Genomic DNA, 12,472 nt, shown 5'->3' on the forward strand with positions numbered 1-12,472 from the left:
ATAAACGAAGTTATGAAAATTTTACAATTGCTGCACTTTGGTTAAAATCATAGATGTAGCACCATCATCATTATTTTCCAGCACCAGTCTGTCTTCTGAGATATCATTAATCGTCCAATCTTTACTGAATGCCGACAATCCCCACGCCGGATTTATAATCAGAACCAGATTGGTATCCGTGGAAAGGCTGTCATCGTCGCCATCGACTTTTGTTACAGACCATTTTCCTTTGTAAGTCTGCTTCCCATCAGCGACAGTTACGATATTCTGATTTGAAAAGCTGAAATGATACCGTTCGAATTGCGCTTTCTGCTCTGCATTATCAACGATATAACTGCTTATTTTCCAAATTCCCGAATTAAATGACTCGTTGATTTCATGAGATGTGAAAACAGGATTTTCATTTTGCTTACATGAAAAATGAATGACGCCAATTAGCAGAACAATCATTATAGCAATGCATTTTTTCATAATCAGGTCGATAAGAATTATTGCCTAAAATACCCTCTAATTCTGAATTCATTTTGAATTTAAATCTTTTATAAAAAATATTGACAATCGATTGAAAATGCAGAATTTATTCAGAATCGCATTAGAGATTTGCCTTAAAATAATTTAAAATACAGTCTTATGAAATATGCAATCTTCATCTTATTACTGGCTTTTAGCCTGAATGCCAATGCGCAGAAAGTGAAAAGTGATGCTGTTCCGTCAGCAATCAGGAATGCATTCAAAAAAGCATTTCCGACCGGGAAAGTAGCCTGGAAAAAGAAAAAAATGGCGATTATGAAGGAGAATTCCAATTAAAAGGAAAAGACGCATCGGCAACTTTCGACACCACCGGTCACCTGAAAGAACTTGAAGTCGAAATCAAAACAAATGAGTTGCCGAAAGCAGCGCTGGATTACCTGAAACAAAATTATCCCAACGAAAAAATAAAAGAAGCTGCGCAGATTACAAATGATAAAGGTGTGGTGACTTATGAAGCAGAAATCAAAAAGAACGGTAAATCTGCCGATATCATTTTTGATGCAAATGGTAAATTCATCAGATAATCGGTTAGTTTGACTATGAATTTGAGATTTTTTTTAATAATTGTTTTGTGTAGTGCCAAGTCCTTTTCGCAGGAAAAGGATTTGCGCTATTTTATTGAAAAAGCACAAATCAATTCGCCATTAATTTCAGATTACAGCTACCAGATTACAACTGCTGCACTTGACAGCCTTATTGACCGCGCCGGTTACAGGCCACAACTTTCGGGCAATTTCAACAAAAGTTATGCACCGGTCATCAATGGTTACGGATATGATACGGCTTTAAGCAACGGACAAACTTTAAATGCATTGATTGGTTATAACCAGAAAATCATCGGTGGCAACAGGAAAGCAACGCAATCAGAATCGTTCAGGCTGATTAAGCAATCACTTTCATTAAACAAAAAAGTTGCGGTGAAAGATCTTGATAAAGCCGTAACTGCGCAATACATAACAGCCTGGGCACTTTATCGCAAATCAATTACAACCAAAAGACGGTTGAGCTTTTACTGGAAACTGAAAAAATCCTCAAAAAACTCACCCAAAACAGCATTTACAAACAAACCGATTATTTAATTTTTAATGCTACCGTAAAGCAACAGCAATTCACAACTTTACAATTAAAGCAACAATATCAGAATGATCTTGCGGTGCTGAATTATCTTTCAGGAGAAAATAACAATGCCGCGTTAAACCTGAAATCGCCTGAAGTTTCGATAAATTCCCCAAACGGCAATGGCAGTATCTTTTTGAGGCAATTTGAAACCGACAGCCTGAAAATTATTAATAGCAGCGTTATAATCGATAATAATTATAAACCCTCTCTTTCACTGCTCGCCGATGCCGGATACAGTTCGAGTCTCACTTACCAGGCTTACAAAAATTTCGGAGCCAGTGTTGGAATTGGATTAACGATCCCGATTTACGATGGCAATCAAAAAAGCCTTCAAAAACAAAAGAACGAAGCGGCACTGGAAACCGTGAAAAGCTACAAACGCAATTTCAAAAGGCAATATGCACAGCAGCTTTTCATCATCAACCAGAAGTTGGAGCAGGTTAATGAAATGAACGCTGCATTAAAAGAGCAGCTTACCATTGCCGAAGCGCTTATCGATGCCGATAAAAAATTACTGATAAGCGGCGATGTACAGATAACCGAATACCTGCTTGCCATCAGCAACCTGATTTCAATCCAGAACCAATTGGCGCAAAACCAAACCGACAAATTGCAATTGATTAACGAATTAAACTATTGGAAAGATGATAACTAACAAAAAGTTAATTGCTGTGATTGCTGGTATGAATTTGCTATTGCTTGTTTCCTGCCATACCAAAACAGAAGCAGAAGTTGTTGCAGAACCGGTAATTCCGGTAACTGTCACCACTATCGATACTTCAGCAATTGCAAGCTATATCGACCTTAACGCCACAACTTCTTATATAATTAAAAATACGATTAAAGCCAATACGACAGGTTATATCGACCGCGTCAATGTTGCATCGAATGATTTTGTGAAGAGAGGCCGGTTGTTATTTTCTTTGAAAACCCGAGAGGCAAAAGTGCTCGGAAATACCGTCAATAAAATCGATCCAAGCCTGAATTTCGGGAAGGCTATCAGCATAAATGCCACTTCTGACGGATTCGTAAGCGCGGTAAACGTGCAGCAAAACGATTATGTGCAGGAAGGCGACGCACTTGCCGTCATCAATGATACCAAAAGTTTTGCAATCGTATTGAGTTTGCCATACGAACTGAAGCAATTCGTGAAAATTGGACAGGAATTGAGCGCTTTTCTTCCGGATGGCACAACAATTAAAACGCGTGTTGAACAATTTTTGCCGACGGTTGACGCCGTTTCGCAAACGCAAAACGTCATCCTGAAATACTCCGGAAACCAGATGATTCCTGAAAACCTTGTAGTAAAAGTGCGCATTAACAAAGCATCAAGCCCAAAAACAATCAGTCTTCCGAAAGCCGCAATATTAAGTGATGAAACCGAAACCGATTTCTGGGTCATGAAAATGATTGATAATAATACCGCGGTGAAGATTCCGATAAAAAAAGGAATCGAAACAAACGATAAAGTCGAAATACTTTCGCCGGGATTAATTCCGATGACCGCATTTTAATTACCGGAAATTATGGTGTCGCGGATACCATCAAAGTGAAAATCACCAAATCATAAAGGATATGCAACCCTTTTTTGCGCGACATAAAAACGGACTCAGCACCATCATCTTCCTGATTATTTTAGGCGGCATATTCTCGTATTCAAAAATGCAAACGGGGCTTTTCCCTGAAATCACTTTCCCAAAAATCAAGATCATCGTCGATGCCGGGCAACAACCAGCCGATAAGATGATGGTCACGGTTACAAAACCGATTGAAAATGCGGTAAAGAAAGTGCAGGATTTGAAAACCGTAAGAAGTACCACCAGTCGCGGCAGTTGCGAGATTTCCGCGTTTATGGATTGGAAAGCCAACATCGATTTAAGCAAAACCCGAATCGAGGCACAGCTCAACCAAATCAAAAATGACCTTCCGGCCGATGCGCAGATTACGGTCGAGAAAATGAATCCGTCGATACTTCCCGTAATTGGTTATTCGATTGAAAGCCAAGACCGATCGCCAATCGACCTGAAGAAAATTGCCAATTACACTATAAAACCTTTCCTGTCGCAAATTGAGGGCGTGAGCGAAGTGCGCGTTGTAGGCGGAAAAGAAAAAGAATATTGGATTGCTCTCGATTTCGACAAAATGACTGCGCTCGGCATCACGCCTGATAAAATTACACAGGCGATGAGCGCCACCAATTTCATCAAATCTAATGGCTATCTTTCAGATTACCACTATTTATACCTCATGATAACCGATGCACAATTAGACAAAAGGGATGAGCTCGAAAACCTTGTCATAAGCAACAACAGCAAAGGAATCGTAACACTAAAAGATATTGCAGGGGTCGAAATCAAAGAAGCGAAAGAGTATGTAAAGATCAATGCGAACGGCAAGGAAAGCATATTGGTTGCCGTCCTCAAACAACCTGACGCGAACCTGATTGCAGTTTCCGATGCGATGGATCAAAAGTTGGTTGCATTGCAGAAAATCCTTCCGAAAGACATCACTATCAGACCATTTTATGAACAGGCGAATTTCGTCAATGATGCCGTAAAAAGCGTTACCGACAGCTTGCTGATTGGTTTGTTTCTGGCGATAATTGTTGCAATATTATTCCTGAAATCATTCAGGGCAAGTGCTACGATTCTAATAACAATTCCCGTCACGATTGGATTGACGCTTGTTGTTTTGTATTTCACAGGCGCCACTTTCAATATCATGACGCTGGGTGCACTGGCTGCCGCATTAGGATTAATCATTGACGATGCGATTGTGGTTGTTGAGCAAATCCACCGGACACATGAAGAGCATCCGGGAGAACCGACAATTTCACTTTTGCAAAAAGCAATACGCTATCTTTTTCCGGCGATGTTGGGTTCGTCTGTCAGCACGATTGTAATTTTTATACCATTCGTTTTGATGAGCGGCGTGGCGGGTTCGTATTTCAAAGTTTTGACCGATACAATGATCATTACATTGATCTGCTCGTTTTTAGTCACCTGGATATTGTTGCCGGTGATTTACCTGTTGCTTTCTAAAAAAGAAGCTGAAACAAATGCTACAGACGAAATGCAGGATGTAAAAAAACAAAAATGGGTTTCCTGTTTCATAGAAAGGCCTATGCTTAGTATCACATTTTGCATCTTATTGATTATATCGATTTTACTGATTCTGCCCAACCTCGAAACCGGATTTTTACCTGAAATGGACGAAGGCAGCATCGTTCTCGATTATGAATCGCCGCCGGGTACTTCACTCGAAGAAACCGACCGGATGCTCCGCGAAGTCGAAAAGATCATCATCAAAAACGCGAATGTTGAAGCCTACAGCCGCCGCACCGGAACGCAAATGGGATTTTTCATTACCGAACCGAATACCGGTGATTATCTCATACAATTAAAGAAAGACCGTTCTGTGACCAGCAATGACGTCATTGACGATATCAGGGCAAAAGTCGAAGCCTCACAACCGGCACTTCGCATTGATTTCGGGCAGGTAATAGGTGACATGCTCGGCGATTTGATGAGTTCCGTTTCGCCGATTGAAGTGAAGATTTTTGGCGATGACCAGGCGAAATTACAGCAATTGGCAAAACAAGTAGCGGCTATCGTCGAACAAACCAAAGGAACCGCCGACGTCTTTGACGGGACAATTCTCGCCGGACCAAGCATCAACATTGAACCGGATTACAGCAGGCTCGCACAATTTGGCATCACGCCAGCCGATTTGCAATACCAGATGCAAACTGCTTTAGAAGGAAATGTCGTCGGAAGCCTCCTTGAAAATGAACAGACGACACCAATACGCCTGATTTATCAAAATTCAGCAAACCGAAGCCTGGAAGAGATGCGGAATCTCAAGGTATTCTTATCGACCGGACAATCCATTCCGATTTCGAATTTAGTGACGATTACGCCACAGAAAGGCAGTGCAGAAATCGAGCGCGAAAACCTCCAGACGATGAGTGTCGTTACCGGAAGGCTCGACAACCGCGATTTAGGGACGGTGATGAATGAAATCCAGGATAAAATAAACAAATCGATAAAATTGCCGCAAGGTTATTACATCGAATATGCAGGCGCGTATAAGGAACAACAACAATCTTTCCATGAATTATTGATGATTCTGATAGCGGCTTCGTTGTTGGTTTTTGGCGTTATCCTTTTCCTTTTCAGGGATTTAAGGGTGGCGCTTGTCATTTTACTGATTTCGGTATTGGGCATTTCAGGAAGTTATATGCTTTTGTTTATTTCGCGAAGTTCCGCTAAACGTCGGCAGCTACACAGGAATCATCATGATCGTTGGAATTATCAGCGAAAATGCCATTTTTACATTTTTGCAATTCCGCGAAACTTACCGCATGACCGGAGACATCAGCCAATCATTAATTTATTCCATTTCGACAAGATTGCGGCCAAAATTGATGACTGCAATTGGTGCCATCATCGCGTTACTGCCTTTAGCAGCCGGAATCGGAACGGGTTCAGAGCTACACCAGCCGTTAGCCATCGCCGTCATCGGCGGTTTTATTATCGCAATGCCATTATTGCTGATTGTACTTCCAACGCTGCTGGCCTTGATTTATAAAAACCAAAAACACACCAAACATCTGATATGATATAAAATTACGCTTGCCACAAAGGCATATTCCTAATTTTTAAAATGTAAAAGATGAAAAAGCCACTGCTTATTATTTTGTTTTCCGTGTTCAGCGTAAATGGCCAAAACACCGTAAAGGATTCGGTTGTTGTCAAAAAAGACAGCATCAACAGTGCCGCAATTACACAGGATGTACTTGGTGTAAAGGACAGCTTAACCTCGAATAAAATTCACCTGAAGCAATTCATTATTCCGACATTCCTGATTGGTTACGGCGTAATCGGGCTTGAAAGCGACTGGCTCAAATCATTCAACATGAATTTGCGGGAAGAAGTCAACGAAGACATCGACCGGAAATTCACCATCGACGACATCGCACAATATACGCCTGCCGCAACAGTTTACGGACTGAATGCTATCGGAATAAAAGGCAGGCACAACCTGAAAGACCGTTCCATCATCATGGGCACTTCCTATCTTTTGCTTGCGGGAACTGTTTTTTCATTAAAATCGATAACTAAAGTCGACCGGCCGGATGGCACGACCAATAATTCTTTCCCGTCAGGCCATACGGCGAATGCTTTTGCCGGAGCTGAATTCCTTTGGCAGGAATACAAAGACAAATCGGTCTGGTACGGGATTTCAGGATATGTCGTCGCATCGGGCGTTGGTGCATTCCGGATCGTGAACAACAGGCACTGGCTGACAGATGTCGCCGCCGGCGCGGGAATCGGGATTTTGAGTACAAAAGTGGCTTATTGGATGTATCCGTGGGTAAAGCGCAATTTGTTCCCGAATGACAAACGCGTTGGCGGTATGATTTCGCCGTTTTATAATGGAAAACAGGTGGGCGCGGGTTTTGTATTGCAGTTTTAATTTATGGCGTAATGACGGTCAGTCCGCTTTCGAGAATGCCCACTTTGATTGTATTGGTTTTCAGGTTATAATATTCGCCGTCAATCTGAATATCTAGAAAAATCTTGTCGGGCATTTCCATTTCAAGATCCCGTATTAGCGTATGTTGTGCTTTTTTAAAGGAATGGATTTTGTTGCGAAGTACCGACAATCCGAGTTTTATCTTTTCGGAAAATGTCAATTCAGGAACCAATACCAAATCCAGAAAACCATCACTAAGGCTTGCCTTTGGCGTCAGGCTCATATTATAACCCATTTCATTTGAATTGGAAATGAACAGCAATAACGGCTTTATCTTCGTGATTTGATCGTCAAATTTCACTTCAGCTTCGTAAGTTTTAAATTGCATGCCTGAAGAAATCGCAGCCTTTATATAAGCCGGAAGCGTTCGTTTTCCTGCCTAGTTCATATTTCTTAATGATCATCGCGTCGATGCCAACGCCCATGTTACTGAAAAAACACTGTCCATTTACAGTGCCGACATCAATCTTTGACGTGATCCCGTTTTTGATGATGTCAATGGCTTTTTCCAAATTTCGCGGAATGTTGAGGTTCGATGCCAATCCGTTTCCTGAACCTACGGGAATGATTCCTAGTGGAATATCAGCATTGACAAGACAGGAAGCGACTTCATTGATTGTTCCGTCTCCGCCACACGCAACAATGCAATCCGGATTATAGCCGATGATGGAATTGGTCAGCTCTGTTGCATGTTTCTTGTATTTCGTATGATAAGTAACGATTTTATACTGGGATTCGGGAAAATAGGGGCGTAAAGTGGCTTCATCCAGAACATGATTGCCCTTTCCCGAAATCGGATTGATAATGAAATGGATATAAATCATTATTTCAGCAGCTTGTTCGTAAACAGATAATCGGCGGTCTGGTACCACGAAATGGTTTCGTCAAGGAAAGAATTGTTCATTGGTAAAGCTTTCAGGCTATTATCTTCTTTTTTATACGAATAAAACTGCTGCTTTTTCTGGTCGGATAAGATCATGACTTCATTTTTTTTCATCAATACCAGTTTGCGGTAAGTTCCCATTAACGACCTTTCTTCAAAGTCAGCATCCAATACATTTTTACCGAAGAAATCTGATTCGTAATTCCAGTGAAATAATGAAAATAAAGTCGGCCACAAATCAATCTGCGAGCATTGCTTATGGATTTTCTGGTTGTTATTTTCAGGAAGATTGACTATAAAAGCCGGAATGTGGTAATTCTTCACATCAATTTCATCTTTGCCTGCACTGGCGGCACAATGGTCGGCAATGATCACGAAAACGGTATTCTTAAACCAAGGTTTTGTGTGCGCTTTTGCAAACAATTCGCGCAAGGCAAAATCGGTATATTTTACAGCGCCTTCGCGGCTTTGGCCAGACGGGACATCAATTTTTCCTGACGGATAAGTATACGGCCTGTGGTTCGAAGTCGTCATTACAAAATTGAAAAACGGCTGGTTATTCTTGTATTGGTTGTCGGCGACCTTTATCATTTTATTGAAAATATCTTCGTCACAGATTCCCAGGCGTTTTCAAAAGTGACTTCGCTGTCATCGATATTGTTTCGTGTTGTTTTGATTTGATCGCTCAATACACTTCCGCGGCCACGGTCGTAAATATTAAATCCGTTGCCACCGAAATAGGAATTCATATTGTCGAAATAACCATCGCCGCCATAAAAGAAATTGCAGTCGTAGTTGCGCTGTTTGAAAATGCTGCACACGGTAAATAAATTTCCGTTTTCGGGACGCTTTACGATACTTTGCCCGGGAGTTGGCGGAATGCATAAGGTGACGGCTTCCATACCGCAAACAGTCCTGGTTCCGGTAGCGTAGAGGTTTTCGAAAAAGACACTTTTCTGGGCGAGGCTGTCCAGGAAAGGCGTGATATTTTCGGTGTTGCCGAATTCCTTTAAAAAACTTCCGCTTAAACTTTCGACCAAAATGAAGACGACATTTTTCTTTTCTTCAGAAGGAAGACTGTCGGTTATTGTCCTGTGGATGGAAAAACCGTCATTGGCATATTTTGAATTGGAATCGGCGAGTTTGTTCCTGATCAATCCGAATGCTTTTTCATTTTGAATCGAAGTATAAAATTCGTTGTACTTCATCTGATTGTTTCGGAAAGCGGCAAAAAAGGAATAGATCCCGGATTTTGAAATTTCAGAATTATAGCGGTTCGAAGACCATTCTGCCTGATAATTGCTGATGAATGCCGAATAAAAAACAGCGATCAGCACCGCTGTAACCAACACTGTTGCGCGGCTTTTCAATGAAGCTGTATAAGTAAAAGTCGATTTAATCGCACCGCGTTTGTAAAATAGGAAAAGTACCAATACAGTAATCAGCATTACGCCGCCAATCAGTAACGGAAGCGGGTATGATTCTTCGATATTGGAAACGACTTCGTGTGTGTAAATCAGGTAATCGACGGCAATGAAATTAAATCTTGTGCGGAATTCATCCCAAAAAGTCAACTCGGCGAAAAACGCAAATACGAGTATGAACAGATGTAACGCTGTAAAAAACCATACCAAAACCTTATCTGCCAAAGTACCAATCAAACGATTTGGCATTAATGCAAAATAGAGTATTGCAGTAAGTGAAATGAAGGTAACTGTGCCAATATCAAAGAACAATCCGGTCAGCAATGTCCTGAAAAGATTGATAATGTTCCAGGAAACTTCATCATACTGCCAGATGAAAAACGCGATACGCAGTACTTGTGAAACGATCAGGAACCAAAGGACGAAATGGGCAAGCAATGAAAACCTACTTTGAGCAATAAACCTTTTGAGCATTTGTTAACAGGATTAATTATCCTGTAAAGGTCATGGCCGATTCTGAATTAATTCTGAATTTAAGATTCAGTTTGGAAATAAATGATTTTAAAAACTTCGCAAAAAAAAAGCCCGTATGAAAGTACGGGCTCATAGATTTAATCATTAGCATCAAATTAATCCAAAACGGGATTTGCGGTTCGTTTTAAACCGTTTCCGTCAGTCTTTGAAATTTTTTTCAGCCTTATTCGCATTTGCGAAACAATTATCCTGAAAAGTTTTGCCCGCATATCAATGCGCCAAACTGGCTTTTTCGGGTCTTCCAGATGTTCGCTGAGCATGATGAAAGTCACGATCAGCATTGCAAGATTGTGTCCGCTTGGCAGTAACATCGGCAATAGCATGATGGCCCGATCCTGAGCCGACGCACCACACGCCGTGCATTATGCCGTAGTTAAAAGCATCGCGACCTGCTGGGCCATCCGAATGCGGCTAATGTCCAATGGTCATGCCCACGGTTAAGGCAACGTTGTTTAATGGGCGAAAATTGCCAGATTATAGTGATAATCCCTAATACAATTGCAGGAACATAAGAACCCGGCATTAACAAATGTACACCTGAAATTATCGCAATCATGAAAAGCCCGATTCCCATCCAAACTCCCATGTAACCAAGAATAAACAGCAAAGACAACGGCAAACGATTGCGTTTCAGGCTGCGTGCATAAATATCCTGTAACCGGCAGGGTGAGTTTTGGCAGCATCATGGCGACGACCATAAGTCCCCAGCCTGTTAATTGCGATGAAATCGGATTCATCTCCAACAGCATTTGCAGCGAAGCCGCCGATGGCCCGGAATCAGACACGTGGCAATGTTCCATTGTCATGATATGTCCCGGATTGAAAAGCAGTACAATCCAGACAAGTACGCTTGCACCAAAGATTACGAGGTTGATTGTCGTTTTCTTTTTTTCTGAAAGTCTCATAGGCGCAGTTTATCCTTTTCGGTAAATACTCACGCGGTCAATCGTCACTTCATTGCCGTCGGCTACCATATTCACCGGTTGGATCATTACATCAAGCGCGTTGGCGTCAATGGCATTGTTAAGGTGCAGTTCGTCTACGATTTTAGTAATGTCGAAATTGACGGTGAGTCCGGCGCCACCATGCCGGCCCGTCGGGTTTGGAAGCGCTGCGAAGCCCAAATAAAGAAAGGTGGCCTGCATACACATTATTCACAGAAACGGAACAAACGATTGAATCTTCCTTGCCTTTTATGCCTTCAAGCTGGAGATACACTTCGTCAGGCAAACTTCCCAAAACCGGATTTGCGGTCAATCCGGCTGAAAAGGCATTGGTCAGTTTCTTGCTTACAGTCGACCATCCTGATGAGTCGAGCTTAACCGTTGTGCGTGCACCGGTAGCGTCTAATGTAATTGCGTTTTTGTTGGCGCCAACCAATTCTGATTGTTCATCTGGTTTCATATTATTAATAAGATTTTCATTAACTGCCAATCCAAAGGTACGCAATCTCAGTGTTTTCTTGCTTACTGAAGGCGTTGCCATTCCCAATGAAAGGTCTTCGTAGGTATAATCGAGCAGCTTTGTATCAGTTACCATAGCGGGTGTATATTCCCAGGCTGTTTTGTCAGGCTTCGGCATATAAAATTTCCGGCTTCCGGTAGCGGTCTGCCCATCAAGCCAATTCGCGTCGGACGGATCGCTGTTTCCGGCTTCATTCCAGGCGGCCGACATGCGGTCGATATTACAATGGTGCAGGTAGAAAATAGGATCCAGGCCGGCTGTTTCCGGGTCACCCATCAGACCTCCAAAGCCGGTAGTAGGATCTTGTCCGCCGATGGCATTGTGCGCGAAGTTATGCGGATTATATTCAAGAGCTCCGGTATTGCCGCTGTAGTGCGCGAAACCTGTCACGCCACCACCGTAAAAATTTGGCTGTAATCCTGTATATTCAGTATCCAGCTGGCATTTTTGGTTGATGTAGGACAACGGAATGAATATATTCCCGTCGTTATTATGGGCCGTAGCGCGCGTTAACCATCAAAGGATTCTCGCCTCCTTCGAATTCTGATGCAGTAAATGCAGGCGGAATCTGGTATTCATCGCCGGAACCGAAATAATTCCAATACGGCAAAGCCCAATCATTGGGCCGCCTAACGAAATGATGATGTCGCGGAGCACATTCTCAAATGCATACAAATAACCGCGATGCCACGGAGGAAAAAACCACGTGCCGTGCTGGCATTGCGCCCAGTATTGGTCGATTACACTTTGAGGCGGCATAGGTGTTTTTGGTACAGTCGGTTGCGGTGGAATGTCATTAGGCCAGTCAGTTCCGTGAACGGCTGCGAAAAACCACCAGCTGTTGAGGTCGTCTAAGTCGCGCGATTGCATTTCTGCAACGGCTTTCGCATACCAGTATAAATCAGGGTTTTTGAATGTTCCGCCCAGATTCCATGCGTTTTTTCTTGTAAATGTCATAAGTTTTGGATTTAAAGGTTAT

General features: G+C 42.2%; 18 protein-coding genes and 1 pseudogene. 9 read left to right on the forward strand and 10 right to left on the reverse strand.

What is annotated here, in order from left to right; genetic code table 11:
• Window positions 1–21 precede the first annotated feature (21 nt).
• Complete coding sequence (locus ACSLFW_RS11140) at window positions 22–450, reverse strand: hypothetical protein (RefSeq protein ID WP_436555796.1); 429 nt, start codon at window positions 448–450, stop codon at window positions 22–24.
• Window positions 451–630: 180 nt separating this feature from the next.
• Between ACSLFW_RS11140 and ACSLFW_RS11145 the strand changes: the two genes are divergently transcribed.
• From ACSLFW_RS11145 to ACSLFW_RS11180, 8 genes and pseudogenes are all read left to right on the forward strand, one after another.
• Window positions 631–807 carry a hypothetical protein gene (locus ACSLFW_RS11145; RefSeq protein WP_436555797.1) on the forward strand — a complete coding sequence of 59 codons (177 nt, stop codon included), beginning with the start codon at window positions 631–633 and terminating at the stop codon, window positions 805–807.
• Window positions 762–1,055: a PepSY-like domain-containing protein gene (locus tag ACSLFW_RS11150; RefSeq protein WP_436557438.1), complete on the forward strand. Its 294-nt coding sequence runs from the start codon at window positions 762–764 to the stop codon at window positions 1,053–1,055. Before ACSLFW_RS11145 ends, ACSLFW_RS11150 begins: the two co-directional genes overlap by 46 nt.
• An 81-nt stretch (window positions 1,056–1,136) precedes the next feature.
• Window positions 1,137–1,610: a hypothetical protein gene (locus ACSLFW_RS11155; RefSeq protein WP_436555798.1), complete on the forward strand. Its 474-nt coding sequence runs from the start codon at window positions 1,137–1,139 to the stop codon at window positions 1,608–1,610.
• A gap of 74 nt (window positions 1,611–1,684) precedes the next feature.
• Window positions 1,685–2,305, forward strand: coding sequence for a TolC family protein (locus tag ACSLFW_RS11160; RefSeq protein WP_436555799.1), 621 nt, complete (start codon window positions 1,685–1,687; stop codon window positions 2,303–2,305).
• Window positions 2,295–3,164, forward strand: coding sequence for an efflux RND transporter periplasmic adaptor subunit (locus ACSLFW_RS11165; RefSeq protein ID WP_436555800.1), 870 nt, complete (start codon window positions 2,295–2,297; stop codon window positions 3,162–3,164). Before ACSLFW_RS11160 ends, ACSLFW_RS11165 begins: the two co-directional genes overlap by 11 nt.
• Window positions 3,165–3,225: 61 nt before the next feature.
• Window positions 3,226–5,838: pseudogene (locus ACSLFW_RS11170) on the forward strand (efflux RND transporter permease subunit); the annotation flags it as partial.
• A gap of 109 nt (window positions 5,839–5,947) precedes the next feature.
• The gene (locus ACSLFW_RS11175) at window positions 5,948–6,271 is read left to right on the forward strand and encodes an efflux RND transporter permease subunit (protein WP_436555801.1); all 324 of its coding nucleotides are present in this window, start codon (window positions 5,948–5,950) and stop codon (window positions 6,269–6,271) included.
• Between the two features lie 53 nt (window positions 6,272–6,324).
• A complete protein-coding gene (locus ACSLFW_RS11180) occupies window positions 6,325–7,128 on the forward strand; it encodes a phosphatase PAP2 family protein (RefSeq protein WP_436555802.1) in 804 nt (267 codons plus the stop codon).
• 1 nt (window position 7,129) lies between these two features.
• Here ACSLFW_RS11180 and ACSLFW_RS11185 read toward each other — a convergent pair whose 3' ends face one another.
• The 6 genes from ACSLFW_RS11185 to ACSLFW_RS11210 all read right to left on the reverse strand — a co-directional run bounded on the left by ACSLFW_RS11185 (window position 7,130) and on the right by ACSLFW_RS11210 (window position 10,615).
• Window positions 7,130–7,489 carry a diacylglycerol/lipid kinase family protein gene (locus ACSLFW_RS11185; RefSeq protein ID WP_436555803.1) on the reverse strand — a complete coding sequence of 120 codons (360 nt, stop codon included), beginning with the start codon at window positions 7,487–7,489 and terminating at the stop codon, window positions 7,130–7,132.
• 16 nt (window positions 7,490–7,505) lie between these two features.
• Window positions 7,506–8,012, reverse strand: coding sequence for a diacylglycerol/lipid kinase family protein (locus ACSLFW_RS11190; RefSeq protein WP_436555804.1), 507 nt, complete (start codon window positions 8,010–8,012; stop codon window positions 7,506–7,508).
• Window positions 8,012–8,662 (reverse strand): LTA synthase family protein, encoded by a 651-nt coding sequence (locus ACSLFW_RS11195; RefSeq protein WP_436555805.1) that lies wholly within the window; start codon window positions 8,660–8,662, stop codon window positions 8,012–8,014. The genes ACSLFW_RS11190 and ACSLFW_RS11195 overlap by 1 nt, the downstream gene beginning before the upstream one ends.
• Window positions 8,659–9,933 (reverse strand): LTA synthase family protein, encoded by a 1,275-nt coding sequence (locus ACSLFW_RS11200; RefSeq protein WP_436555806.1) that lies wholly within the window; start codon window positions 9,931–9,933, stop codon window positions 8,659–8,661. Before ACSLFW_RS11200 ends, ACSLFW_RS11195 begins: the two co-directional genes overlap by 4 nt.
• A 191-nt stretch (window positions 9,934–10,124) precedes the next feature.
• Complete coding sequence (locus ACSLFW_RS11205; RefSeq protein ID WP_436555807.1) at window positions 10,125–10,352, reverse strand: hypothetical protein; 228 nt, start codon at window positions 10,350–10,352, stop codon at window positions 10,125–10,127.
• Window positions 10,353–10,402: 50 nt separating this feature from the next.
• Window positions 10,403–10,615, reverse strand: coding sequence for a hypothetical protein (locus ACSLFW_RS11210; protein ID WP_436557439.1), 213 nt, complete (start codon window positions 10,613–10,615; stop codon window positions 10,403–10,405).
• A gap of 98 nt (window positions 10,616–10,713) precedes the next feature.
• Here ACSLFW_RS11210 and ACSLFW_RS11215 point away from each other — a divergent pair, with 98 nt between their 5' ends.
• Entirely contained in the window at window positions 10,714–10,959 is a 246-nt protein-coding gene (locus ACSLFW_RS11215) for a hypothetical protein (RefSeq protein ID WP_436555808.1), read from the forward strand.
• Here ACSLFW_RS11215 and ACSLFW_RS11220 read toward each other — a convergent pair.
• The 3 genes from ACSLFW_RS11220 to ACSLFW_RS11230 are packed head-to-tail and all read right to left on the reverse strand — an operon-like array spanning window position 10,944 to window position 12,450.
• A complete protein-coding gene (locus ACSLFW_RS11220) occupies window positions 10,944–11,153 on the reverse strand; it encodes a DUF7868 domain-containing protein (RefSeq protein ID WP_436555809.1) in 210 nt (69 codons plus the stop codon). The two genes, ACSLFW_RS11215 and ACSLFW_RS11220, sit on opposite strands and share 16 nt — an antisense overlap.
• On the reverse strand, window positions 11,077–11,958 hold the full coding sequence (locus ACSLFW_RS11225; RefSeq protein ID WP_436555810.1) for a tyrosinase family protein: 882 nt from the start codon (window positions 11,956–11,958) through the stop codon (window positions 11,077–11,079). The genes ACSLFW_RS11220 and ACSLFW_RS11225 overlap by 77 nt, the downstream gene beginning before the upstream one ends.
• A 51-nt stretch (window positions 11,959–12,009) precedes the next feature.
• Window positions 12,010–12,450 carry a tyrosinase family protein gene (locus tag ACSLFW_RS11230; protein ID WP_436555811.1) on the reverse strand — a complete coding sequence of 147 codons (441 nt, stop codon included), beginning with the start codon at window positions 12,448–12,450 and terminating at the stop codon, window positions 12,010–12,012.
• Between the last annotated feature and the right edge of the window lie 22 nt (window positions 12,451–12,472).

The sequence above is a fragment of the Flavobacterium sp. 3HN19-14 genome (assembly GCF_051373205.1).
Classification (GTDB): domain Bacteria; phylum Bacteroidota; class Bacteroidia; order Flavobacteriales; family Flavobacteriaceae; genus Flavobacterium.

Coding starts and splice junctions, on each gene's coding strand:
- ACSLFW_RS11140 (WP_436555796.1), bottom strand. CDS start 450: ATGATTGTTCTGCTAATTGGCGTCATTCATTTTTCATGTAAGCAAAAT.
- ACSLFW_RS11145 (WP_436555797.1), top strand. CDS start 631: ATGAAATATGCAATCTTCATCTTATTACTGGCTTTTAGCCTGAATGCC.
- ACSLFW_RS11165 (WP_436555800.1), top strand. CDS start 2,295: ATGATAACTAACAAAAAGTTAATTGCTGTGATTGCTGGTATGAATTTG.
- ACSLFW_RS11175 (WP_436555801.1), top strand. CDS start 5,948: ATGATCGTTGGAATTATCAGCGAAAATGCCATTTTTACATTTTTGCAA.
- ACSLFW_RS11180 (WP_436555802.1), top strand. CDS start 6,325: ATGAAAAAGCCACTGCTTATTATTTTGTTTTCCGTGTTCAGCGTAAAT.
- ACSLFW_RS11190 (WP_436555804.1), bottom strand. CDS start 8,012: ATGATTTATATCCATTTCATTATCAATCCGATTTCGGGAAAGGGCAAT.
- ACSLFW_RS11195 (WP_436555805.1), bottom strand. CDS start 8,662: ATGATAAAGGTCGCCGACAACCAATACAAGAATAACCAGCCGTTTTTC.
- ACSLFW_RS11205 (WP_436555807.1), bottom strand. CDS start 10,352: ATGCTATTGCCGATGTTACTGCCAAGCGGACACAATCTTGCAATGCTG.
- ACSLFW_RS11210 (WP_436557439.1), bottom strand. CDS start 10,615: ATGGGAGTTTGGATGGGAATCGGGCTTTTCATGATTGCGATAATTTCA.
- ACSLFW_RS11215 (WP_436555808.1), top strand. CDS start 10,714: ATGGCGACGACCATAAGTCCCCAGCCTGTTAATTGCGATGAAATCGGA.
- ACSLFW_RS11230 (WP_436555811.1), bottom strand. CDS start 12,450: ATGACATTTACAAGAAAAAACGCATGGAATCTGGGCGGAACATTCAAA.